Annotated in this window: 23 protein-coding genes; 18 read left to right on the top strand and 5 right to left on the bottom strand. The window is 59.8% G+C overall.

The features are described from left to right. Nucleotides 1-11: 11 nt before the first annotated feature. The 4 genes from frr to rpsB form a co-directional block, all read right to left on the bottom strand. Nucleotides 12-569: a ribosome recycling factor gene (frr, locus tag B3N48_RS00965; protein ID WP_296178532.1), complete on the bottom strand. Its 558-nt coding sequence runs from the start codon at nt 567-569 to the stop codon at nt 12-14. Further along, a complete protein-coding gene (gene pyrH, locus B3N48_RS00960; protein WP_019692086.1) occupies nt 566-1,309 on the bottom strand; it encodes a UMP kinase in 744 nt (247 codons plus the stop codon). The genes frr and pyrH overlap by 4 nt, the downstream gene beginning before the upstream one ends. A gap of 191 nt (nt 1,310-1,500) precedes the next feature. Beyond that, on the bottom strand, nt 1,501-2,364 hold the full coding sequence (gene tsf / locus B3N48_RS00955) for a translation elongation factor Ts (protein ID WP_296178525.1): 864 nt from the start codon (nt 2,362-2,364) through the stop codon (nt 1,501-1,503). A gap of 185 nt (nt 2,365-2,549) precedes the next feature. Further along, the gene (gene rpsB, locus B3N48_RS00950; RefSeq protein ID WP_296178522.1) at nt 2,550-3,284 is read right to left on the bottom strand and encodes a 30S ribosomal protein S2; all 735 of its coding nucleotides are present in this window, start codon (nt 3,282-3,284) and stop codon (nt 2,550-2,552) included. Nucleotides 3,285-3,620: 336 nt separating this feature from the next. Here rpsB and map point away from each other — a divergent pair, with 336 nt between their 5' ends. The 15 genes from map to B3N48_RS00875 all read left to right on the top strand — a co-directional run bounded on the left by map (nt 3,621) and on the right by B3N48_RS00875 (nt 20,501). Further along, the gene (map, locus tag B3N48_RS00945) at nt 3,621-4,403 is read left to right on the top strand and encodes a type I methionyl aminopeptidase (RefSeq protein ID WP_296178520.1); all 783 of its coding nucleotides are present in this window, start codon (nt 3,621-3,623) and stop codon (nt 4,401-4,403) included. A gap of 50 nt (nt 4,404-4,453) precedes the next feature. Next, the gene (locus B3N48_RS00940) at nt 4,454-7,153 is read left to right on the top strand and encodes a [protein-PII] uridylyltransferase (RefSeq protein ID WP_296178518.1); all 2,700 of its coding nucleotides are present in this window, start codon (nt 4,454-4,456) and stop codon (nt 7,151-7,153) included. A 77-nt stretch (nt 7,154-7,230) separates the two neighbouring features. Further along, nucleotides 7,231-8,427 (top strand): succinyldiaminopimelate transaminase, encoded by a 1,197-nt coding sequence (dapC, locus tag B3N48_RS00935; protein ID WP_296178517.1) that lies wholly within the window; start codon nt 7,231-7,233, stop codon nt 8,425-8,427. A 563-nt stretch (nt 8,428-8,990) separates the two neighbouring features. Continuing rightward, entirely contained in the window at nt 8,991-10,172 is a 1,182-nt protein-coding gene (locus B3N48_RS00930) for a methyl-accepting chemotaxis protein (protein ID WP_414704178.1), read from the top strand. 10 nt (nt 10,173-10,182) lie between these two features. Next, nucleotides 10,183-10,551, top strand: coding sequence for a response regulator (locus tag B3N48_RS00925; protein ID WP_296178514.1), 369 nt, complete (start codon nt 10,183-10,185; stop codon nt 10,549-10,551). Next, on the top strand, nt 10,548-10,847 hold the full coding sequence (locus B3N48_RS00920) for an STAS domain-containing protein (protein ID WP_296178513.1): 300 nt from the start codon (nt 10,548-10,550) through the stop codon (nt 10,845-10,847). Before B3N48_RS00925 ends, B3N48_RS00920 begins: the two co-directional genes overlap by 4 nt. A gap of 39 nt (nt 10,848-10,886) precedes the next feature. Continuing rightward, entirely contained in the window at nt 10,887-12,998 is a 2,112-nt protein-coding gene (locus B3N48_RS00915; protein WP_296178508.1) for a chemotaxis protein CheA, read from the top strand. A 26-nt stretch (nt 12,999-13,024) separates the two neighbouring features. After that, the gene (locus B3N48_RS00910; RefSeq protein ID WP_349677014.1) at nt 13,025-14,656 is read left to right on the top strand and encodes a methyl-accepting chemotaxis protein; all 1,632 of its coding nucleotides are present in this window, start codon (nt 13,025-13,027) and stop codon (nt 14,654-14,656) included. Between the two features lie 11 nt (nt 14,657-14,667). Next, nucleotides 14,668-15,183: a chemotaxis protein CheW gene (locus B3N48_RS00905; protein WP_296178506.1), complete on the top strand. Its 516-nt coding sequence runs from the start codon at nt 14,668-14,670 to the stop codon at nt 15,181-15,183. Continuing rightward, nucleotides 15,180-15,986 carry a CheR family methyltransferase gene (locus B3N48_RS00900; protein WP_296178503.1) on the top strand — a complete coding sequence of 269 codons (807 nt, stop codon included), beginning with the start codon at nt 15,180-15,182 and terminating at the stop codon, nt 15,984-15,986. The genes B3N48_RS00905 and B3N48_RS00900 overlap by 4 nt, the downstream gene beginning before the upstream one ends. Further along, nucleotides 15,983-17,047 (top strand): protein-glutamate methylesterase/protein-glutamine glutaminase, encoded by a 1,065-nt coding sequence (locus B3N48_RS00895; protein WP_296178500.1) that lies wholly within the window; start codon nt 15,983-15,985, stop codon nt 17,045-17,047. The genes B3N48_RS00900 and B3N48_RS00895 overlap by 4 nt, the downstream gene beginning before the upstream one ends. Before the next feature lie 215 nt (nt 17,048-17,262). Then, nucleotides 17,263-17,631 carry an ArsC family reductase gene (locus tag B3N48_RS00890; protein ID WP_296178498.1) on the top strand — a complete coding sequence of 123 codons (369 nt, stop codon included), beginning with the start codon at nt 17,263-17,265 and terminating at the stop codon, nt 17,629-17,631. A 175-nt stretch (nt 17,632-17,806) separates the two neighbouring features. Continuing rightward, nucleotides 17,807-18,841 carry a 2,3,4,5-tetrahydropyridine-2,6-dicarboxylate N-succinyltransferase gene (gene dapD / locus B3N48_RS00885; protein ID WP_296178496.1) on the top strand — a complete coding sequence of 345 codons (1,035 nt, stop codon included), beginning with the start codon at nt 17,807-17,809 and terminating at the stop codon, nt 18,839-18,841. A gap of 53 nt (nt 18,842-18,894) precedes the next feature. Next, on the top strand, nt 18,895-20,100 hold the full coding sequence (locus tag B3N48_RS00880) for an aminotransferase class V-fold PLP-dependent enzyme (protein ID WP_296178493.1): 1,206 nt from the start codon (nt 18,895-18,897) through the stop codon (nt 20,098-20,100). Then, nucleotides 20,097-20,501 carry a SufE family protein gene (locus B3N48_RS00875; protein ID WP_296178490.1) on the top strand — a complete coding sequence of 135 codons (405 nt, stop codon included), beginning with the start codon at nt 20,097-20,099 and terminating at the stop codon, nt 20,499-20,501. Before B3N48_RS00880 ends, B3N48_RS00875 begins: the two co-directional genes overlap by 4 nt. Before the next feature lie 143 nt (nt 20,502-20,644). Here the strand turns inward: B3N48_RS00875 and tcdA are convergent, their stop codons facing one another. After that, the gene (tcdA, locus tag B3N48_RS00870) at nt 20,645-21,457 is read right to left on the bottom strand and encodes a tRNA cyclic N6-threonylcarbamoyladenosine(37) synthase TcdA (RefSeq protein ID WP_296178488.1); all 813 of its coding nucleotides are present in this window, start codon (nt 21,455-21,457) and stop codon (nt 20,645-20,647) included. 366 nt (nt 21,458-21,823) lie between these two features. Here tcdA and dapE point away from each other — a divergent pair, with 366 nt between their 5' ends. The 3 genes from dapE (at nt 21,824) to B3N48_RS00855 (ending at nt 24,228) form a co-directional block, all read left to right on the top strand. Further along, complete coding sequence (gene dapE, locus B3N48_RS00865; RefSeq protein ID WP_296178486.1) at nt 21,824-22,975, top strand: succinyl-diaminopimelate desuccinylase; 1,152 nt, start codon at nt 21,824-21,826, stop codon at nt 22,973-22,975. After that, the gene (locus B3N48_RS00860) at nt 22,975-23,784 is read left to right on the top strand and encodes a putative RNA methyltransferase (RefSeq protein ID WP_296178484.1); all 810 of its coding nucleotides are present in this window, start codon (nt 22,975-22,977) and stop codon (nt 23,782-23,784) included. Before dapE ends, B3N48_RS00860 begins: the two co-directional genes overlap by 1 nt. A 66-nt stretch (nt 23,785-23,850) precedes the next feature. Continuing rightward, nucleotides 23,851-24,228: a hypothetical protein gene (locus B3N48_RS00855; RefSeq protein WP_296178480.1), complete on the top strand. Its 378-nt coding sequence runs from the start codon at nt 23,851-23,853 to the stop codon at nt 24,226-24,228. Nucleotides 24,229-24,474 lie beyond the last annotated feature (246 nt).

Here is a 24,474-nt window from a genome sequence, read left to right as displayed (position 1 = left end):
CTTCCTGACCCTTATACGGCCATCAGGTCTTTTTCTTTCTCTTCAGTGGCCTTGGTGATCTGCGCCTCGAAGTCTTTGATCAGCTTGTCGATTTCAGCCGTACCGCGGCGCTCTTCGTCTTCACTGATTTCCTTGTCCTTGACCAGCTTCTTCAAATCACCCAACGCATCACGACGAATGTTACGCACAGCCACCCGTGCGTCTTCCGCTGCGCTGCGCGCCTGTTTGGTGAAGCCCTTACGGGTTTCTTCGGTCAAGGCTGGCATGGTGATCAGCAGCAGCTCACCCAGGTTGGTCGGGTTGAGGTTCAGACCGGCGCTCTGGATCGCCTTGTCGACCGCGGCGAGCATATTGCGCTCGAACGCTACGACCTGCAGGGTCCGGGAATCCTTGACCGTGACGTTGGCGACACCGCTCAACGGGGTGTCTGCCCCGTAATAAGGGACCATCACGTTGCCCAGGATGCTGGGGTGAGCCTTGCCCGTACGAATCTGCCCAAACGCGTGGTGCAAGGATTCAATGGATTTCTGCATGCGCGCTTGAGCGTCTTTTTTGATTTCGTTGATCATTGTTCGCCTTCCTCGATCAAGGTTCCTTCCGCGCCGCCATGCACGATATTCAGCAGGGCGCCGGGTTTGTTCATATTGAAGACACGCAGCGGCATCTTGTGGTCACGGCACAGGCAAATGGCCGTCAAATCCATTACGCCCAGCTTGCGATCCAGCACTTCATCGTAAGTGAGATGATCGAACTTCTCGGCATGCGGGTCTTTGAATGGATCGGCAGTGTACACACCATCGACCTTCGTTGCTTTCAACACGACATCGGCATCGATTTCGATCGCACGCAGACATGCTGCGGAATCGGTGGTGAAGAACGGGTTACCGGTGCCTGCGGCGAAAATTACCACTTCCTTGGCGTTCAGGTGACGCATCGCCTTGCGACGATCGTAGTGATCAGTCACACCTACCATCGAAATGGCCGACATCACGATGGCGGAAATATTGGCGCGCTCCAGGGCGTCGCGCATGGCCAGAGCGTTCATCACAGTGGCCAGCATACCCATATGGTCACCGGTGACGCGGTCCATGCCGGCAGCACTGAGCGCAGCCCCGCGGAACAGGTTGCCACCGCCAATGACCAGGCCGACCTGAACACCGATGCCGACCAGTTGACCCACTTCCAGCGCCATGCGATCCAGCACTTTAGGATCGATGCCGAACTCTTCGGACCCCATCAGGGCCTCGCCGCTGAGCTTGAGTAGAATGCGTTTATAGCGAGCTTGATAACCACTGCCCTGCTGAGCCATTGCGAATCTCTCCTGCGGCGTTTAAAAAAATCTGCGGCCATTTTCAGCCTGCGGTAACTCTAGGCTACTTCGTCAGGAATTCGCAGCCTCGCGAGCCGACCCTGCCCGAAAAATAAATCCTCGTGCCGTTTTGACAAAGAGGCTGCGCGCGTGAGCGGGCAGCCTCTTTGATCGACAGTTGGAGAACCGTCTTATTGCTTGCTGGCAGCTACTTGAGCAGCGACTTCTTCAGCGAAGTTGTCGACTGGCTTCTCGATGCCTTCACCTACTTTGAAGTAGGTGAACGAAACGATTTCGGCGCCGGCTTTCTTGGCCAGTTCACCGACCTTGATTTCCGGATTCTTGACGAACGCTTGCTCGACCAGACTGGCTTCAGCCAGGAACTTGGTGATGCGGCCTTGAACCATCTTGTCGGCGATCTCGGCAGGCTTGCCTTTGATCTTGTCTTCGTTCAGCTGCAGGAAGACATTCTTCTCGCGCTCGATCGCTTCAGCCGAAACGTCCGAAGGCAGCAGGAACTCGGGGTTGCTGGCAGCAACGTGCATCGCGATGTCTTTGGCCAGCTCGGCGTCGCCGCCTTTCAGAGCCACAACAACGCCGATCTTGTTGCCGTGCAGGTAAGAACCCAGTACATCGCCTTCAACACGCGCCAGACGACGGATGTTGACGTTTTCACCTACTTTGGCAACCAAAGCGGTACGCTCGGTTTCCTGAGCTTCGATCAGTTGCTCAACCGTGAGCTCAGATTGATCGAATGCCTTGGTGACGCTGGAAGTGACGAAGTTCTTGAAGTCGTCTTGCAGTGCCAGGAAGTCGGTCTGCGAGTTGACTTCGATCAGGACAGCGCGCTTACCGTTGTCCTTGATTGCGATGGCGCCTTCAGCAGCCACGTTGCCTGCTTTTTTAGCGGCCTTGATTGCGCCCGAAGCACGCATATCGTCGATGGCTTTTTCGATGTCGCCGCCAGCCTTGGTCAAGGCCTTTTTGCAGTCCATCATGCCTTCGCCAGTACGCTCGCGCAGTTCTTTGACCAACGCTGCAGTAATCTCTGCCATTTCAAAATCCTCTTGGATAGGTCTTCAACCATTCCACCCGCCGTGCGGGCGTTCAAATTCTTGAAAAGCCATGGTGACAGCTGCGCATGACAACTGAGTCAGCGGCAACGCCAGATGGTTTTCGAGGTGGCAAAAAGGGGGCCGAGCCCCCTTTTCGCGTACCGAGTCAGACGCTGAGGCGTCGATTACTCGGCAGCAGTTGCCGCTTCTTCAGCGTAAACTTCAGTGCCGCCAGCAACGTTGTTGCGACCACGGATGACAGCGTCAGCCATCGAACCCATGTACAGCTGGATGGCGCGAATGGCGTCATCGTTACCTGGAATGATGTAGTCAACGCCTTCCGGGCTGCTGTTGGTATCGACAACGCCGATGACCGGGATACCCAGCTTGTTGGCTTCGGTGATCGCGATGCGCTCGTGGTCAACGTCGATCACGAACAGTGCGTCTGGCAGACCGCCCATGTCCTTGATACCACCCAGGCTACGGTCCAGCTTTTCCAGATCGCGAGTACGCATCAGCGCCTCTTTCTTGGTCAGCTTGGCGAACGTACCGTCTTCAGCCTGAACTTCCAGCTCGCGCAGACGCTTGATGGAGGCACGGATGGTTTTGAAGTTGGTCAGCATGCCGCCCAACCAGCGGTGATCGACGAACGGCGAACCGCAACGTGCTGCTTCTTCAGCAACGATCTTGCCAGCAGAGCGCTTGGTGCCGACGAACAGAATCTTGTTTTTGCCCTGAGCCAGACGCTCTACGAACGTCAGAGCGTCGTTGAACATAGGCAGGGTTTTTTCAAGGTTGATGATGTGAATCTTGTTGCGCGCGCCGAAAATGTACTTGCCCATTTTCGGGTTCCAGTAACGGGTTTGGTGACCGAAGTGCACACCGGCCTTCAGCATATCGCGCATGTTGACTTGGGACATGATAGTTCCTTGATAAGTCGGGTTAGGCCTCCACGTATCCCAATGACCAACCAACGGCATGAGCCGAGGGCACCCAGGTCATCGTGTCGACACGTGTGTGGGTTTGAGCTTTCGGGGTATACCCCGTAAAGCGGCGCATTTTATATCACAAAAGTCTGAATAACGGAACCTGAAATAAGCGCCTGTTTTGTCGAGGCTTTTGCCTGCGCCGGGTTACCGGATACTGGCACCGTCTGCCCCTATAAAGGAAGCGATGATAACCCGCTCGCCGTCGGTCTGGTAGAATCGCGTTTTTCCGATTTTTGCTGCGGCCTGGCCGCGCCGAGAGAGCCTTGTATGACCGTTACCCTCAAAACCCCTGAAGACATCGAAAAGATGCGTATCGCCGGCCGTCTGGCCGCAGAGGTCCTGGAAATGATCGGGCCGTACGTCAAGCCCGGCGTCACCACCGACGAACTGGATCGCCTGTGCCACGATTACATCGTCAACGAGCAGAAAGCCATTCCTGCCCCGCTGAATTACAAAGGCTTCCCCAAATCCATCTGCACCTCGATCAACCATGTCGTGTGCCACGGTATTCCGAACGAGAAACCGCTGAAGGAAGGCGATGTACTGAATATCGACGTGACGGTGATCAAAGACGGCTACCACGGCGATACGAGCAAGATGTTCCACGTAGGCAAGGTCCCGGAATGGGCCGAACGTCTGTCAAAGATCACTCAGGAATGCCTTTATAAAGGCATCGAAATCGTCAAGCCAGGCGCGCACCTGGGTGATATCGGTGAAGTCATCCAGAAACACGCGGAAAAGAATGGTTTCTCCGTGGTGAGAGAGTACTGCGGCCATGGCATTGGCAAGGTTTTCCACGAAGAGCCGCAAGTGCTGCACTACGGCAAGGCGGGCACCTTGATGGAACTCAAGGAAGGCATGACCTTCACCATCGAGCCGATGATCAACCAAGGCAAGGCTGACACACGTCTGCTGGGTGACGGCTGGACCGCTATCACCAAGGACCGCAAGCTGTCGGCGCAGTGGGAACACACCATCCTGGTAACCGCCACCGGCTACGAAATCTTCACGTTGCGCAGCGACGAAACCATCGCGCGCACCTCCGCCTGACCAGCCGCGACGAGATGCACGGCCGATATAGATAGAAGGAAAGCAGTTCGATGCCGCAGGTGGACCCAGATTTGTTCGATCGTGGCCAGTTCCAGGCCGAACTGGCGCTCAAGGCGAGCCCCATTGCCGCGTTCAAGAAAGCGATACGCAACGCCCGCGACGTGTTGGACGAGCGCTTCAAGTCGGGGCGAAATATTCGGCGCCTGATCGAGGACCGTGCCTGGTTTGTCGACAATATCCTGCAACAAGCCTGGGAGCAGTTTGACTGGAGCGAAGACGCCGATATCGCCCTCCTCGCTGTAGGCGGTTATGGCCGCGGCGAGCTGCACCCGTATTCGGATATCGACCTGCTGATTCTGCTGGACAGCGCCGACCACGAAGTTTTCCGGGACTCCATCGAGCGCTTTCTGACCCTTCTGTGGGATATCGGCCTAGAGGTGGGTCAGAGCGTGCGTTCGGTCGACGAGTGCGCAACCGAGGCGCGCGCAGACCTGACGGTGATCACCAACCTGATGGAAAGCCGCACGATTGCCGGGCCCGAACATCTGCGTCAGCGCATGCTGGGGGTCACCAGTCCCGGCGAGATGTGGCCGAGCAAAGAGTTTTTCCTGGCCAAACGCGCCGAGCAAAAGGCGCGTCATCACAAATACTTCGACACTGAATACAACCTGGAACCCAACGTCAAAGGCTCACCGGGTGGTCTGCGGGACATTCAAACCATTCTCTGGGTCGCCCGTCGCCAATACGGCACCCTGAACCTGCATGCCCTGGCAGACCAGGGCTTTCTGCTGGAGAGCGAACACGCATTGCTCGCAGCCTCCCAGGAGTTTCTGTGGAAAGTGCGGTACGCCCTGCACATGCTGGCTGGCCGCTCCGAAGATCGTCTGCTGTTCGATTACCAGACCGGCATCGCCCGCCTGCTGGGGTATCAGGACAACGATGCCAAGCTGGCCATCGAACGTTTCATGCAGGACTACTACCGAGTGGTCATGAGCATCGCGCAACTGAGCGACCTGATCATTCAGCACTTCGAGGAAGTGATCCTTTCTGACGACGCCAATACCATCACCGAATCGATCAACTCACGCTTCCAGTTGCATGACGGCTACATCGAAGCGACGAATCCGAATGTCTTCAAACGCACGCCGTTCGCGATGATGGAGATGTTCGTGCTGATGGCCCAGCGGCCGGAAATCAAGGGCGTGCGCGCCGACACCATTCGCTTGCTGCGCGAACACCGGCATCTGATCAACGACGACTTCCGCAACGATATTCGCAACACCAGCCTCTTCATCGAGCTGTTCAAGTGCGAAATCGGCATTCACCGCAACCTGCGCCGAATGAATCGCTACGGCATTCTCGGACTGTACCTGCCGGAGTTCGGCCACATCGTCGGGCAAATGCAACACGACCTGTTCCACATTTACACGGTCGACGCCCACACCCTGAACCTGATCAAACACCTGCGTAAGCTTCAATACACGCAAGTGTCGGAAAAATTCCCGCTGGCCAGCAAGCTCATGGCCAAATTGCCCAAGCCCGAACTGATCTATCTGGCCGGGCTGTACCACGACATCGGCAAAGGTCGCGGCGGCGACCATTCCGAGTTGGGGGCAGTGGATGCAGAAGCCTTCGGCATTCGCCACCACCTGCCCAACTGGGACACGCAGCTGATCGTCTGGCTGGTGCAAAATCACCTGGTGATGTCGACCACGGCCCAACGCAAGGATCTGTCTGACCCGCAGGTGATTCACGACTTCGCGCAGTTCGTTGGCGACGAGGTGCACCTGGACTACCTCTATGTCCTGACCATCGCGGATATCAACGCCACCAACCCGACGCTCTGGAACTCCTGGCGCGCGAGCCTGTTGCGTCAGCTGTACACCGAGACCAAGCGGGCCCTTAAACGCGGGCTGGAAAACCCGGTCGATCGCGAAGAGCAGATCCGTCGCACCCAAAGCGCTGCGTTGGACATTCTGGTGCGCAACGGCACCGACCCGGACGATGTCGAGCAACTGTGGTCGCAACTGGGCGATGACTATTTCCTGCGCCATACAGCGGGCGACGTGGCCTGGCACAGCGATGCCATCCTGCAGCAACCGGCCGATGGCGGCCCTTTGGTGCTGATCAAGGAGACCACCCAGCGCGAGTTCGAAGGCGGCACGCAGATCTTCATTTATGCGCCGGATCAGCATGATTTCTTCGCGGTGACCGTGGCGGCGATGGACCAGTTGAACCTGAACATTCACGACGCGCGGGTCATTACCTCGACCAGCCAATTCACCCTCGACACCTATATCGTGCTGGACAACGACGGCGGCTCGATTGGCGACAACCCCGAGCGCATCAAGGCCATCCGCGACGGTCTGACCGAAGCCCTGCGCAACCCGGACGACTACCCGACAATCATCAAGCGTCGCGTACCACGTCAGCTCAAGCACTTTGCGTTCGCGCCCGTGGTGACGATTTCCAACGATGCGCAGCGTCCGGTGACCGTACTCGAACTCAGCGCGCCTGATCGTCCGGGGCTGTTGGCAAGGCTAGGCAAGATCTTTCTGGAGTTCGACCTGTCGCTGCAAAACGCCAAGATTGCGACCCTCGGCGAGCGGGTGGAAGACGTGTTCTTCCTTACTGACGAGAACAACCAGCCGCTCTCCGACCCGCAGCTGTGCAGCCGCTTGCAGGACGCCATTGTCACGCAGCTCAGCGTCAATCCCGAGCCCACCAGCGGGTTGCGCATCAGCATTTGAAACCCTCCCCTAGCACGCTATTCAAGGCGCCCGAACCCGATGAGGGCCGGCGCCCCGCTCCTTGAGACCGATTGCCCATGAACGACGCCCTGCAACAGCTTCAGCCTTACCCCTTCGAAAAGCTCCGCGCATTGCTCGGCAGTGTCACCCCGAACCCGGACAAGCGCCCGATCGCCTTGTCCATCGGCGAGCCAAAGCACAAGTCGCCTGCGTTCGTGGCCAAGGCGTTGGCGGACAATCTCGATCAAATGGCGGTGTATCCCACGACTGCCGGGATCCCAGCACTTCGCGAAGCCATCGCCCACTGGTGCGAACGCCGTTTCAATGTTCCCCAAGGCTGGCTGGATGCGAGCAAGCACGTGTTGCCGGTCAACGGCACTCGCGAAGCGCTGTTCGCCTTCACGCAAACCGTGGTCAATCGCAGCGATGACGGCTTGGTCGTCAGCCCAAATCCGTTCTATCAGATCTACGAGGGCGCAGCGTTCCTGGCGGGCGCAAAGCCTTACTACCTGCCGTGCCTGGTCGAACACGGCTTCAATCCGGATTTCGACGCCGTGCCTGCGGACGTCTGGAAGCGCTGCCAGATCCTGTTCCTGTGTTCGCCGGGCAACCCGACCGGTGCGTTGATTCCGCTGGACACCCTGAAAAAGCTCATCGCGCTGGCCGATCAATACGACTTCGTCATTGCCGCGGATGAATGCTACAGCGAGCTGTATTTCGATGAAGACGTCCCACCGCCGGGGCTGCTGACGGCCTGTGCGGAACTGGGTCGCCAGGATTTCAAGCGTTGCGTCGTGTTCCACAGCCTGTCCAAGCGCTCGAACCTGCCGGGCCTGCGCTCGGGGTTCGTCGCCGGTGACGCCGACATCCTCAAGGCCTTCCTGCTCTATCGCACCTATCACGGCTGCGCGATGCCGGTTCAGACTCAACTGGCCAGCATTGCCGCATGGAGCGACGAGGAACACGTTCGCGCCAACCGCGATCTGTACCGCGAGAAATACGACGCGGTGCTAGAGATTCTGTCTCCGGTGATGGACGTGCAGCGCCCGGACGGCAGCTTCTATTTGTGGCCAAACGTGGGCGGCGATGACGCACAATTCTGCCGCGACCTGTTCGAAGCCGAACACGTGACCGTGGTGCCAGGCTCCTACCTTTCTCGTGACGTGAACGGCTTCAACCCCGGTGCAGGCCGCGTGCGCATGGCGCTCGTTGCGCCGCTCGCTGAATGCGTCGAGGCAGCTGAGCGCATTCGCGACTTCATCACTACGCGTTAAACCGTCCATCTCCTCGTGTTGACACCTGCCAAGCCCGTTCAAACCGGGCCTGGCAGATTGCCAAGTTGCACGCCCTCGACTGAGCCTTGTCGCCCGTTGTTTTGCGCCTGACCGAAAACCATCCGAGCGGATTGCCTTTGCCGCGCGAGTACTCTTCAGCGATGCCGACTTCGCCCATGCAATTGCATATAGGCAATAGCCACCGACACGATAAATACCTTCAGTTGGACACAAAGCCCGTAACTTGAAATGTCCGCCCCCTATAACGGCTTACTTGCCTCATTACAGTTAAACGTCAACTTTCAACGAAAAATGCCACTAACAAAAGGCTTGGTTCTTCCCTGGACGATCCAACAAACGTCGCTCCATTTTTTTCCCTCCAATTGGATTGAAATAATCATTCTGAAAACGCTGACGCGAACTCCCCTCGCGCCCTTGCCAAGCTCTAAAACGGCACTTCCGACGATCGGTCGTTTTATTGACGTCAAGTTTTAAGCCCTGGGTCAGATACAGAGGCAGACGCTAATTCATACAGCACTATTACTTTAGTCGACGGAACGCCTATGAACGCTTATGGAAAAACCCCTGCGGTTCTCATTTTCGGCACCGGCCTGGGCAGCGGGTGCGTCTCGTTGGCACTTATGGCAACGCAAGTTGCGGGCGCACTTACTTGGCCAACGCTGTTAGTTGGGGTTTTAACGCCAGTCATGGCAACGAGCCTTATCGCCTTTCGTCAACTAAAGAACATTCACGCTCAAGCCACCGTAGAACGTGAAACCCTGTTTGCCACCCAAGCGCAATCCGGGGGTGAGGTGGTCAGGCCTAACGCCGAGCAGCTGCTTCAGAAAACCCTGCCCATCTGGGTTCGGCAGATCGAGACGGCCGGTGCTCAAACCGAGCAGGCGATCACGGCGTTGACCGCGCGTTTCGTTGATATCGCTCAGCGACTGAACCACACCGTTCAGGTTTCGCAAACGGCAGCCGGTAATGGCGAAGGCGGTGCGGGAGCGTTGGCCACCAGCGAGCGTGAGTTGTACCAGGTGGTGGATTCACTGCACATCGCTCAGCAGAGCCGCGACGAGATGGTCAAGGAAGTCAGCGGGCTGACAGCTTATACCGTCGAGCTGCGATCCATGGCCACTGACGTTGCCGCGATTGCCGCGCAAACCAACCTGCTGGCTCTCAATGCCGCCATCGAAGCCGCCCGTGCCGGTGAAGCCGGACGGGGTTTTGCGGTGGTGGCCGATGCCGTGCGCACGCTGTCCAGCCAGTCCAGTGAGACCGGCCAGAAGATGTCGGCAAAGGTCGACATCATCAACGCGGCGGTGACCCGGCTGGTGGACGTCGCCAACCAGAACAGCGAGCGCAGCCTGAGCACCGTGAGCGAATCGCAAGGCACGATCGAAAGCGTGCTGGGGCGTTTCAGCAGCATCACCGGACAACTGCGCGAGTCCGCCGACGGGCTACTGGCCGAGAGCGCCGGTATCGGTCAGGAGATCAGTGAAGTGCTGGTCGCCCTTCAGTTTCAGGACCGCGTCAGTCAGATCCTGGGGCAAGTGCGCGAACGCATGAGCGCACTGCATGGCGAATTGCAAAACGCTGAACGCGAAGGTCAGCCGCTGAGGCTCGAAGTCCACGCCTGGATGGCTGAGATGGAACGCAGCTACGCGATGCGCGAACAGCGCCAGAACCACCACGACAAAGCCGTCGGCGTCGCCGATGACAACGCAATCACTTTTTTCTAAGGAGAGAACGATGGCCAAGACCGTATTAGTGGTCGATGACTCGGCAAGTATCCGCCAGGTCGTGGGGCTGACCCTCAAGGGCGCGGGTTACGACGTGATCGAAGGCAGCGACGGCAGAGACGCATTGAGCAAGCTGACCGGGCAGAAAGTCCACCTGATCATCAGTGACGTGAACATGCCGAACATGGACGGCATCACCTTCGTCAAGGAAGTGAAGAAACTGGCCGCCTACAAATTCACGCCCATCATCATGCTCACCACCGAGTCTCAGGAAAGCCGCAAGCAAGAAGGACAAGCGGCAGGCGCACGGGCCTGGGTCGTCAAGCCATTCCAACCGGCACAAATGATGGCCGCAGTGGCCAAGTTGATCCTGCCGTGATCAGCGCCGAAAGCCGGGAAGGCATCACACACATGAAGGTGCGCGCGGAAATGACCATCTACAGCGCGGCTGAACTCGCTGCGCTGTGGATGCCCTGGCTCACCGACGCGCAAAGCTGGCAACTGGACCTGGCCGAGGTCGCCGAGATGGATGGCGCCGGGCTGCAGCTGTTGCTCCTGGCCCAGCGCGAACTGACCGCCGCCGGCGCAACGTTGCAACTGGTTGCCCACAGCCCTGCCGTCGCGCAGGTGCTTGAACTGTGCCACCTCAGCGAGACGTTCAACGCCTCACATTAAGGACCCCGAGCCTCAGGCTCTTTGACAAAGGACGTCATCGTGAACATCGATCTCGACCAGGCCTTGCAAACCTTCATCGCCGAGGCAGGCGAGCTGCTGCAGGGCATGGAGCAATCCCTGTTGCAGCTTGAAAACGTACCTGCTGACGCCGACCACCTGGCAAGCATCTTTCGGGCCGCGCATACCATCAAGGGCTCGGCCGGTCTGTTCGGGCTCGAGCCGATCGTCAGTTTCGCCCACGTCGTCGAGGATGTGTTGGACCGCCTGCGAGACGGCCAGGTGCAGGCCAATCGTGCGCTGATCGCGCTGCTGCTGGACTGCAACGATCACCTGAGCGCATTGATCGACGTGGTCGCGGTCCGCCGTTCGGCGCCGACTGCACAGGCGCTCGATCATGAAACCGAACTGCGTACGCGCCTGGACGGTTATCGGCAGTCAGAGCCGAGCGTCGCATCCCCTGCCGAGCCCGCCGCCGGGCAACAGGCGTGGCACCTGTCGGTGCGCTTCGGCACCGACATGTTCCGAAACGGCATGGACCCTTTGTCGTTCCTGCGGTACCTGGGCACCCTCGGCGAGATCGTGAGGGTCGTGACCTGCGGCGAGCAACTTCCCGCGGCAGGACAGATGAATGCGGAGAGCTGCTATCTGGGATTCGAGATTCGACTGCTTTGCGACAAGGACGAGGCAACGATCGCCGAAGCCTTCGAGTTCGTGCGTGACGATTGCCGTTTGTTCATCTTTGCCCCGGACACCTCGCCACATCAGTATCGCCAGTGGTTACGGAAAATGGGCGATGAAGCCCCATGGCTGGGCGACGCACTGATTCGCTGCGGCAGCGCGACAGCCGAGGATTTGCGCGAGCCCGACGCCAGCGCCGAGGTGACTGCATCTGCCCCGCCAGCGACCGCCACGTCTGCAGGCGACAAGACAGCGGGCGAAGCCAAGACCCAGCGTTTCATCCGTGTGCGGGCCGATCAACTGGAAACCCTGATCGATCTGGCCGGTGAACTGATCACTGCCAGCGCTGGCGCGCAGTCGCTGGCCAGTGAGCGCGCTGACGAACCGTTGATGGAAGCCACATCGGTGGTGGCCGGGCTGGTCGAGCAACTGCTCGACAGTGCCTTGGCGATGCGCATGGTGCCCATTGGCGACACCTTCAACCGGTTTCAGCGGGTCGTGCGAGACGTTAGCGGGGAACTGGGCAAAGACATCGAATTGCTCATCAGCGGCGCCGAAACCGAACTGGACAAAGCCTTGGTCGAGCAAATCGGCGATCCATTGATGCACCTCGTGCGCAATGCGATGGACCACGGCATCGAAGCGCCCGAAATTCGCATTGCAGCCGGCAAACCCGCGCGCGGCACCTTGCACCTGAATGCCTTTCACGACTCAGGGAGCATCGTGCTCGAACTGCTCGACGATGGCGCAGGGCTGAATCGCCAGCGCATTTTGGACAAGGCGCGGGAACGTGGTTTGGTCGGGGCCACGGATCCCGCCGAACACGAGTTGCTCAACCTGATTTTCGAGCCGGGCTTCTCCACCGCCGAAACGGTGACCAATCTCTCGGGACGGGGCGTGGGCATGGACGTGGTCAAGCGCAATATCACCAGCCTGCGCGGCACCATCGACCTGTTCAGCCAGCCCGGACAGGGCACCACGGTACGTATTCGCCTGCCGTTGACGCTGGCGATGATCAACGGGCTGCTGGTGGAAGTGGCCGGCGGCGGCTTCGTGGTCCCGCTGGACGTGGTGCATGAGTGCATCGAGCTGCCCCACGGGCAACGCGACCTCCTGCACGAACGTGGTCATATCGATCTGCGCGGCGAAGTCCTGCCGTTGGTGTTTTTGCGTGAACAGCTGGCGCTGGAAGGCCCTGTGGCACGTCGCGAGAACATCGTCGTCGTCAAGGCGCAAGGTCAAATGGTCGGGCTGGTGGTCGACCGCCTCATGGGCGAACACCAGACCGTCATCAAGCCGTTGGGGCCGCTGTTCGGCACCCTGCGCGGCATCAGCGGTTCGAGCATCCTCGGCAACGGCAACGTCGCGTTGATCCTGGACATCCCCGCACTCATCAAACACCTGATCGAACAGGACAGCCAGTACCGGCTGCGTTCGCTCGGACACCCATCGATCACTCATAACGCCATCTAGGCCGGGCCGGTCCCAAGGAAGTCTCCATGCAGTGGTTCCATCACCTGAAAATCTCCACCAAGTTGCTGACCTCGTTCATTGCTGTGTTGTCCCTGAGCGTCATCATGGGCGCGTTCGCTATCGTCGAACTGTCCAAAGTCAACGCCAACTCCACGGAAATGACCGAGAACTGGATTCCGTCGATGCGCGCGGCGGCCGGCATACGGTTTTACATGGCGCAGTACCGCACCCGCGAAGCTCGGCACGTGTTGTCCGAAGACAAAGACAAAGCCAACATCGAAGACCAGATCAAGCAGTCGCGCGCGGACGCTGAAAAGCGTTTGCACGACTACACCGCGCTGGTCTCCAGCCCGGAAGAGAAGCAGCTGTTCGATTCGGCCAGTGCCGACATGGTCAGCTATTTCAACTTCAGCAAAACCCTCCTCGACTATTCGCGCCAGGATCAGCTCGATCAGGCGCGAGGGCTGCTGAACGGCGAATCCAAGGTGGTTTTCGACCGCCTCTCTGACTCGCTGTCGCGGCTGGTACAGCTCAACGACGACGGCGCGGCCAAAGCCAGCGCCAACGCTGATGAGGTGTATGGCAATGCACGGATTGCCATTATCAGCGTGCTGGTCGCCGCACTGTTCCTGGGTTTGTTTATGGCTTGGTATGTCTCGCGCACGATTTCCCGCCCGCTCAAACAGGCGGCTGAATTGGCGCAACGACTGGCTGAAGGGGATCTGACCGTACAGACCGGCGCGACCAACCGGGACGAAACCGGCCAGTTAATGAACTCCATGCAGAATATGGTCGGCAAGCTGGCCCGCATCATCGGTGAGGTGCGGCATGCCGCCGATGGCCTGGCCAGCGCATCAGAGGAAGTCAGCGCGACCGCCCAATCGATGAGTCAGGCCACCAGTGAACAGGCGGCCAGCGTCGAGGAAACCAGTGCCTCGGTAGAACAGATGAGCGCCAGCATTAACCAGAACACGGACAACGCCAAAGTCACCGACGGCATGGCCAGCAAGGCCGCCCGCGAAGCCAGAGAGGGTGGCGAGTCGGTGGACCAGACCGTGACCGCGATGAAAAAGATCGCGCAACGCATTGGCATCATCGACGACATTGCTTACCAGACCAATTTGTTGGCCCTCAATGCCGCCATCGAGGCGGCGCGGGCCGGGGAACATGGCAAGGGCTTCGCAGTGGTGGCGGCTGAAGTGCGCAAGCTGGCGGAACGCAGTCAGGTGGCCGCTCAAGAGATTGGCGAACTCTCCACCAGCAGTGTCGACCTGGCGGAACGTGCTGGCGCATTGCTCGGTGAAATGGTGCCGTCGATCACCAAGACCTCCGACCTGGTGCAGGAAATCAGCGCGGCGTCTGAAGAGCAGGCGGCGGGTGTGGCGCAGATCAACATCGCCATGGTCCAGCTCAATCAGGTGACGCAACAGAACGCCTCCAGCAGCGAAGAGCTGGCGGCCACTGCCGAGGAGATGAGCAGCCAGGCCGAGCAGCTGCAACGCGCCATGAGCTTCTTCACACTGGAATCCAGTCCCGAAGACGTCGCCCCGGCAACGCGTCTTCGCTCACAGGTGAAACGAGCGGTACCTGTCCGCACTTCAGCTCGTCGGCCACAACCGGCGGTGGAAATCAACGAAGCCGAATTCACGCACTTTTAAGGGTGTCCGCCATGTCCATAGATGAGAAAACAGCGCGGGACGCGGGCCAGGACAACCAGTACCTGACGTTCAGTCTGGGCGAGGAGCTGTACGCCCTGGCGATTCCGGGCATCAAGGAAATCATCGAGTTCGGGCCATTCACCGTGGTGCCGCTGATGCCCGACTACGTGCGCGGGGTGATCAATCTGCGAGGTGCCGTGGTGCCGGTGGTCGACCTGGCCGCACGCTTTGGCCAGCCGCGTTCGAAGATCAGCCGACGCAGTTGCACGGTGATCATCGAAATTCGCGCCCAGGACGGAGAGCGTCAGGTGTTCGGGCTGTTGGTGGACGCAGTGTCAGCGGTGCTGGACATTCCACCTGAAGCGATCGAGCCGCCGCCCAGTTTCGGCTCGCGGATCCGCACCGAATTCATCAGCGGAATGGCGCGTATCGACGGTCGGTTCGTGATCGCGCTGGACGTCGATCATGTGCTGAGCGTCGAGGACATGATCGCCATCGCCAGCGCTGGCAAGGACCACGCCGCATGAACTCGATCATCCTGAAGGACCAGGAATTTCGCCAGTTTCAAGCCTGGTTGCATGGCGTTGCCGGGATCCACATGGCTGAGGGCAAGAAGGCATTGGTCGCAGGTCGCTTGTCCAAGCGTCTGCGTCATTACGCATTGACCAGCTATGGCGATTATTTCCGCCTGATCAGTAGCCGCGACGGCACCGATGAATCGTTGGTGGCGCTGGACATGCTGACGACCAACGAGACCTACTTCTTTCGCGAGCCCAAACATTTTCAATTTTTGCGCGAGCAGGTGCTGCCCCACGCGTGCGCGGGCCGCCCGTTTCGCGTGTGGAGCGCCGCCTGCTCCAGTGGCGAAGAGCCTTACAGCCTGGCGATGACCCTGACCGACAGCCTGGGCAGCAGCCCTTGGGAAATACTGGCGTCGGACATCAGCAATCAGGTCTTGGCCAAGGCCAGAACCGGCCACTACCCGATGGAGCGTGCGCACAATCTGTCCCACGACCTGCTCAGCCGCCACTGCCTGAAAGGCATTGGTCCGCAAGCCGGTACGTTGCTGGTGCAGCGCCACTTGCGCGAGCGGGTTCAATTCCGCCGACTCAACCTCAACGAGGCGCTGCCGAATCTGGGTGAGTTCGACTTGATCCTGCTGCGCAATGTGATGATCTATTTCGACATGGACACCAAGCGCAAAGTCGTCCAGCGCTTGCTGCCGCATTTACGGCGCGGAGGTTATTTTCTGGTCAGTCATTCAGAAAGCCTCAACGGCGTGTGCGACAGCCTGGATGTCGTCTCGCCTTCGATCTATCGCAAACCATGAACAGGATAAAGGTCATGGTGGTGGACGACTCGGCGGTCGTACGTCAGGTCATGCAAGGCATTCTCGAGGCGGAGCCGGATTTTCAGGTGCTGGGCACCGCCAGCGATCCGTTGTTCGCCTTGGACAAAATGGCCCGACAGTGGCCTGACGTGATCGTCCTCGACATCGAAATGCCTCGCATGGACGGTCTGACGTTCCTGCGCAAGCTGATGAGCGAGCGGCCAACGGCGGTGGTGATCTGCTCGTCCCTGACGGAGAAAGGCACCCAGACCGCGTTGCAGGCCATGGCCGCTGGCGCGGTGGAGGTCATCACCAAACCGCGCAGCAATCTCAAAGACTTCCTTCAGCAATCGGCCTCCGAACTGGTGATTGCCGTACGAGCTGCCGGCAAAGCCAACCTGAATGCCCTGAAGGCGCGCGCCCGGCCGTCGGTCAACGTGCCGTTACGTTGCGATGCAGATGTGATTCTGCCTGCCGGCAGTCAGGCCATGGCGCAAACCACCGAGCGAGTGGTGGCAATCGGGACTTCCACCGGCGGGACTCAAGCCCTGGAGCAGGTCCTGACGCGCCTGCCCAGGGTCTGCCCGGGGATGGTCATCGTTCAGCACATGCCGGAAAAATTCACCGCCTCGTTCGCCGAGCGGCTGAACAGTCTGTGTGCCATTGAGGTGAGGGAAGCGCGCAATAACGACCGGGTACTGCCGGGTCTGGCTCTGATTGCCCCCGGAGGGAAACACATGGTGCTCAAGCGCAACGGCGCGCTGTATCACGTGCAGGTGCTGGACGGTCCGCACGTCAATCGGCATCGCCCCTCGGTCGATGTGTTGTTTCGCTCGGTGGCCCGATTCGCAGGCCGAAATGCCACCGGCATCATCATGACCGGCATGGGCGACGACGGTGCGCGGGGCATGAAGGAGATGTTCGACGCCGGTGCCGAGACGTTCGCTCAGGACGAAGCCAGTTGCGTGGTGTTCGGCATGCCCAAGGAAGCGATAAAACTGGGCGGGGTCAGTCAAGTGGTGGCGCTGGAGGCCATCTCGAACAAAATCGTCGGCAGATGAGACGACGCTGCCAAGGGCTAGATCGCCGGGATCGCGCCCCGCTTCACGTTTCCGAAATATGACCTTACGCCTTGCTGTGAGGCCGATTTAGCAGACGCTATCGTTCACAACCTCCCTCCCGCACGGCTTCGCGTCGTCAAGTCGCGACCATCCGCCGCGCACGTGGCATAATCCGTCACCGTTTTTTTCAATCATCCCAAAGAGGGGGCAAGCTCATGGCTGACAAACTGTTGCACCTGTACGGGATCAAGTCCTGCGACACCATGAAGAAAGCGCGCACCTGGCTCGATGAAAAATCGGTGAATTACGATTTCCACGACTACAAGACGCTAGGCATCGACCGCGAACACTTGACCCAATGGTGCAACGAGCACGGCTGGCAGACGGTGTTGAATCGCGCCGGTACGACCTTCCGCAAACTGGACGACTCGCAGAAAGCGAACATTGACCAGGAAAAGGCGATCGAGTTAATGCTTGCGCAACCGTCGATGATCAAGCGCCCCGTACTCGATCTTGGCGACAAGACCCTGATTGGCTTCAAACCCGAACTGTACGAAGCGGCTATCGCCGAACAAGCGGTCTGAAAACGTAGCGAGCGAAGGCAGTACAAGGCAAAAGCAGGCGGGAAACGGCCGGGGTCACGCCCGACTATAGGTGTTCTAAATGAGCATTTTCCGCCTGTTTTTAACGCGGTAATGTCGAGCGCAGTAGTTTTCACGCCACTTGTGATTGAGATAGCGCACTAAATGAGGTATCCCCATGTCCACTACCCTGTTCAGCCTGGCCTTCGGCGTTGGCACCCAAAATCGTCAAGGCACCTGGCTGGAAGTTTTCTACGCCCTGCCTTTGCTCAATCCGTCGGCTGACATCGTTGCCGCCGTGGCGCCAATCCTGGGTTACACCGGTGGCAATCAGGCCATCGCATTCAATACCGATCTGGCTTCGAAACTGGCCGACGCACTGAAATCGGTCGACGCCGCTCAAGCCGCGATGCTGACCCGGCTCGCCGAGAGCCACAAGCCTCTGGTCGCCACCCTGCTGGCCGAAGACGCTGCGTTGACCTCTACCCCTGAGGCTTACCTCAAGCTGCACCTGTTGTCCCACCGTCTGGTCAAGCCGCACGGTCTGAGCCTGGCAGGCGTGTTCCCGCTGCTGCCAAACGTAGCGTGGACCAGCCAGGGCGCCATCGACCTGGGCGAACTGGCCGAACGTCAATTGGAAGCCCGTCTGAAAGGCGAGCTGCTGGAAGTGTTCTCCGTCGACAAATTCCCGAAAATGACCGACTACGTGGTGCCGGCAGGCGTGCGCATCGCTGACACCGCGCGCGTGCGTCTGGGCGCCTACATTGGCGAAGGCACTACCGTGATGCACGAAGGTTTCGTCAACTTCAACGGTGGCACCGAAGGCCCGGGCATGATCGAAGGTCGTGTCTCGGCGGGCGTGTTCGTCGGCAAAGGCTCCGACCTGGGCGGCGGTTGCTCGACCATGGGCACCTTGTCCGGTGGCGGCAACATCGTGATCAAGGTTGGCGAAGGCTGCCTGATCGGTGCGAACGCTGGTATCGGCATTCCGCTGGGCGACCGCAACACCGTGGAAGCGGGCCTGTACATCACCGCAGGTACCAAGGTCGCACTGTTGGACGAGAAGAACGAGCTGGTCAAGGTGCTCAAGGCCCGCGATCTGGCCGGTCAACCGGATCTGCTGTTTCGTCGCAACTCGCAAACCGGCGCCGTGGAGTGCAAATCTCACAAGTCGGCCATCGAGCTGAACGAAGCACTGCACGCTCACAACTGATCGAACGAGGGGGCGAATGCATTCGCCCCCTCGCGACACAGAGTCAATCTCCCATGTCCCTTATTTCTCCGTGGCGCGCTGACTTCCCCGCACTCGACGCCCTCGAACGGCAAGGCCAGACTTATCTGGACAGCGCGGCTACGGCGCAAAAACCTCAAACGCTGATCGACGCGCTGGCTCATTACTACACCAATGGCGCGGCCAACGTGCACCGTGCCCAGCACCTTCCAGGCGCGATGGCCACTCAGGCGTTCGAGGACACACGTCGCAAGGCTGCGGAATGGCTGAACGTTGGTTCCTCCGGGCAGATCGTGTTCACCCACGGCGCCACTTCGGCGTTCAACCTGCTGGCGTATGGTTTGGAGCATCTGTTTCAGCCAGGCGATGAAATCGTCATCAGTGCGCTGGAACACCATGCCAATCTGTTGCCGTGGCAGCAGCTGGCCAAACGTCGCGCGTTGAAGCTGATCGTGCTACCCCTGACGATCAAGGGCGTGATCGATGTGAACGCAGCCGCGTCCTTGATCACCCACCGCACACGATTGATAGCGGTCAGCCAGCTCTCTAACGTCCTGGGGACTTGGCAGCCTGTCACCGAACTGGTCGCGCTGGCCAAAGCCCACGGTGCGCTGACGGTCATCGACGGCGCGCAGGGGATCGTGCACGGCCGGCATGATGTGCAGACATTGGGCTGCGACTTTTATGTGTTTTCCAGCCACAAGCTGTACGGCCCCGATGGAGTGGGGGTGCTATTTGGCCACCATCAGGCGTTGGCGCAGCTGCGGCATTGGCAGTTCGGTGGGGAGATGGTGCTGCAAACGGGTTATCTGGACGCAACGTTCCGCCCGGCTCCCTTGGGGTTTGAGGCAGGCACCCCTGCGATTTCCGGCATCATCGGCTTGGGCGCGACCCTCGATTACCTGAACGACGTCAATCATGTCGCAGCCGTGGAACACGAAGCCCGTTTGCACGAACTGCTGCGTGCCGGACTGATGTTGCGCGAAGGCGTTCGGCTGGTAGGAGACCCCCATGTGGCCCTCGTCAGCTTTTTCGTGGAGGGCGTGCACAACGCCGACCTGGCACACCTGCTGACCGAGCAAGGTATCGCCGTACGCGCAGGCCATCACTGTGCGATCCCGTTGATCAGCAGTCTTGGGCTGTCGGGCGCGATTCGTGTGTCATTGGCGCTGTACAACGATTCGGATGATCTGGAACGTTTTTTCAACGCATTGGATCAGGCGCTGGAGCTGTTGCGATGACGCTGCCAAGCGATGCGCAAACTGCACTGGACACCTTCAAGGGCTCGTTAAGCTGGGAACAACGCGCTCGCTTGCTGATGCAATGGGGCGAACGCCTGCCTCCCCTGGCTGACGCCGAGAAAACCGACGAGCATCTGGTCGATGGTTGCGAGAGCAAGGTCTGGCTGCTGGGCGATGTGATCGCCGGAAGCTGGCAATTTCGCGCGGCCAGTGATGCGCGGTTGATCCGCGGGCTGGTGGCGCTGCTGCTGTCACGGGTCAATGGCTTGTCGGCTCTGGAGTTGCAGCAGGTCGATCTGAACGACTGGTTCACTCAGCTGGGTTTGAGCCGCCAGCTTTCGCCCTCCCGCAGCAATGGGTTGAATGCGGTGCTACAGAGGATGCGCCAAATGGCAGCCTGAGTGGGCTTGTCGCGGCGGTGGGAGATTCTATTTTCGAACTCAACTGTAGTCGTCTGACAGAACGCTTTCGCCACCCAGGCCGCTCCCACAGGTTCGGCGTCGATAACGAGTAGTGGATCCGGCACTGCCTGCGTGGGTCACCGTCAATCGTTGGCCTTCACCCGCTCTGAAGGGCGGCGCATGCCGGCGACGATCTTCTCCACCGCTTTAGTGGCCGCGACCATGCCGAACGTCGCCGTCACCATCATCACCGCACCGAAACCTCCCGCGCAGTCGAGTTTGACCCCGTCACCGACAAAGCTTTTCTGCAGGCAGATGCTGCCGTCTGGCTTGGGATAACGCAGCTGTTCGGTGGAAAACACGCACGGCACGCTGTAATGACGGGTCACGGTCCGGGAAAAACCGTAGTCGCGGCGCAGGGTCGAACGGACTTTGGACGCCAGCGGGTCGTTGTAGGTGCGGTTAAGGTCACAGACCTGAATCTGCGTCGGATCGATCTGCCCGCCTGCGCCGCCCGTGGTGATGATCTGAATCTTGCGCCGCTTGCACCAGGCAATCAGCGCTGCCTTGGCGTTGACGCTGTCGATGCAGTCCAGCACACAGTCGATATCGGGCGTGATGTAGTCGGCCATGGTTTCCCGGGTAACGAAATCGGCCACGGCATGCACCACACAATCGGGGTTGATCTCGCGGATACGGTCGGCCATGACATCGACCTTGGAGCGACCGATGGTGCTGCTCAAGGCATGAAGCTGACGGTTGCTGTTGCTGACACAGACGTCGTCCAGGTCGAACAGCGAAATCTCCCCGACACCACACCGGGCCATGGCTTCCGCCGCCCATGAACCCACGCCGCCAATGCCAACCACCGCCACATGGGCCGCACGCAGGCGCTCGAGGCCTTCAATGCCGTACAAACGGGCGACGCCGGCAAACCGCGGATCTTCTGTGCTCATGACCAATACCCCAAAAAACCGGCGCGCATTATAGGCTGTGCGTGAAATTGGGACAGCTGTTTGGTAGGGGCGTTGGGGCTGAAATCGATATCTGGTGCCACGAAACGCCAGAAGCGGCCGCTGGCGAACCGCGTGGTATTCGGTGAGGGCAACGTCGCCGGAACCGGCCATGGCCTGAAACAATTGAGTGCTGTACTAAACGGCGGCCTTCGGGTCGCCGTTTTGCTTTAACATATCCCCCCTTTTTGTAGGAGCGGGCTTGGCCGCGAAATCGGTGTGTCAGGTTCTACACGGCTGACGGTCCGACCGTCATCGCGGGCAAGCGCGCTCCTACAGGGTTAACACATTCATTTCTGCGGACCTTTCATGACAGCCCCAGCCGACCTTTCGCCCACTCTGCAACTCGCCTGCGACCTGATCCGTCGCCCATCGGTCACGCCGCTCGATGCCGATTGCCAAGCCGTGATGATGAAACGCCTGGGCGATGCCGGTTTCACGCTGGAGCCGATGCGCATCGAAGACGTCGACAATTTCTGGGCCACCCATGGCACGCAAGAAGGCCCCGTATTGTGCTTCGCCGGTCACACCGACGTCGTGCCGACCGGCCCTGTGAAAGCGTGGCAGAACGACCCGTTTGACGCGCTGATCGACGAGCACGGCATGCTCTGCGGTCGGGGTGCCGCGGACATGAAAGGCAGCCTGGCGTCGATGATCATCGCGACTGAGCGTTTCGTCGCTGACTACCCGAACCACAAAGGCAAAGTCGCGTACCTGATTACCAGCGACGAAGAAGGCCCGGCTCACCACGGCACCAAAGCCGTCGTCGAGCGTCTGGCGGCGCGTAAAGAGCGGCTGGACTGGTGCATCGTCGGCGAACCGTCGAGCACGACCCTGGTCGGCGATGTGGTCAAGAACGGGCGTCGCGGCTCCTTGGGCGCCACCCTCACGGTCAAAGGCGTTCAAGGCCACGTGGCTTACCCGCACCTGGCAAAGAACCCGATTCACCTGGCTGCCCCGGCGCTGGCAGAACTGGCCGCCGAGCATTGGGACGAGGGCAACGCGTTCTTCCCGCCCACCAGCTTCCAGATTTCCAACCTGAACTCGGGCACTGGCGCGACCAATGTGGTGCCAGGCGAGCTCACCGCCATCTTCAATTTTCGTTTCTCCACCGAGTCGACCGTCGAAGGCCTGCAGAAGCGCGTAGCCGACATTCTCGACAAGCACGGGCTGGACTGGCACGTGGAATGGGCCCTGTCGGGGCTACCGTTCCTCACCGAGCCAGGCGCGCTGCTCGATGCGGTCTCGTCCAGCATCAAGGGCGTCACCGGCCGCGACACCAAAGCGTCCACCAGCGGCGGCACCTCGGATGGCCGTTTCATCGCCACCCTCGGCACCCAAGTGGTCGAACTGGGGCCGGTGAACGCGACGATCCATCAGGTCAACGAGCGTATTCTGGCCAGCGATCTCGATGTGCTGACCGAGATTTACTACCAAACCCTGGTCAAGTTGCTCGCCTGATGCTGACCTGCCCGATCTGCTCTGCCCCGCTCAACGCTGCGGACAATGGCGTGGTGTGCCCCGTTGGCCATCGCTTCGACCGCGCACGTCAGGGGTATCTGAACCTGCTGCCGGTGCAGCACAAGAACAGCCGTGATCCTGGCGACAACCAGGTGATGGTCGAGGCGCGACGGGACTTCCTCAACGCCGGGCATTACGCCCCGGTGGCGAAGCGTCTGGCTGAACTGGCCGCCGAACGCGCCCCTGCGCATTGGCTCGACATTGGCTGCGGCGAGGGCTATTACACCGCGCAAATCGCGGCTGCCCTGCCTGATTCGGATGGCTATGCGCTGGACATCTCGCGCGAAGCCGTCAAGCGCGCCTGCAAGCGTGATCCGAAGCTGACCTGGTTGATCGCCAGCATGGCGCGCGTGCCATTGCCAGACGCCAGCGTTCAGTTCATCGCCAGTGTCTTCAGCCCGCTGGATTGGGACGAGGCCAAGCGCCTGTTGTCGCCGGGCGGAGGCCTGATGCGCGTAGGACCGACCAACGAACACCTGATGGAATTGCGTCAGCGGCTGTACGACGAGGTTCGCGATTACGCTGATGACAAGCATCTGGCCTTGGTCCCCGAAGGCATGGTCCTACAGCACAGCGAGACATTGCGCTTCACGCTGACGCTGGCGGACGGGCAGGCCAGAGCCAATTTGCTGGCCATGACGCCCCACGGCTGGCGCGCCAGTGCCGAACGCCGGACCAACGTGATCGATCAGCCGGAGCCGTTCGAGGTGACCGTGTCGATGCGCTACGATTATTTCGTGTTGCAGTGACGGCTGCGCGAAGACCCTACCCAGTGAATCCGCGAATGGATTTTCCAGAACAACCCCGAGGCATCCATGCGCCAACCCGATATCGAGATATACCTGAAAGACGCTGACGTTGATCACAAGGCCATCACCACCTGGCTGTCCGCTGACATTGGCCCATGCAGCGAGTGGGTGCAAAAAGGCCAGACCTGGAAATGCACCGCCGGCGATATTCCGGTCACGTGGATTCCCAAGGCCGTAGGAAAGTGGAACAGCCTGTGTCTGGACAGCGACAAAACCCCGTGGGACGACGACATCGCCTGCGCCCGCGCTGCCTTCGCGGCCCTGAACGTCGAGGTGCGCTGCGCACCGGGCACGTGGGTCGAGGAAGAGAGCGACGAAGACGCCGATCGCTGGATTCGCATCAGTGCTGATGGGGAAGAAGAAATCACCTGGCGAACGGCGTAACGCCCAAAACGCGTTCGGTCGGCCTCCTGAGATCCCTGTGGAGCCAGCCGGGTTGCTGGCGAATGGGGGGGGGGACAGAAATATCAATGTTGGCGGGCCCCCCGCTTTCGCCAGCAAGCCGGCTCCCACGGCCTTCGGCCAGAATCAAAACAGATCGGCGTATGGAAAAACCAAAACTGCCTGCGCTCAACCCATGCTGTGTAGACCCAAATCAACATCTATGCGTAACGCCCAAAACGTGTTCGG

The organism is Pseudomonas sp. UBA1879, from assembly GCF_002338065.1.
In the GTDB taxonomy this organism is placed as follows: Bacteria; Pseudomonadota; Gammaproteobacteria; order Pseudomonadales; family Pseudomonadaceae; genus Aquipseudomonas.
This window is presented reverse-complemented; position numbering and strand designations above follow the sequence as displayed.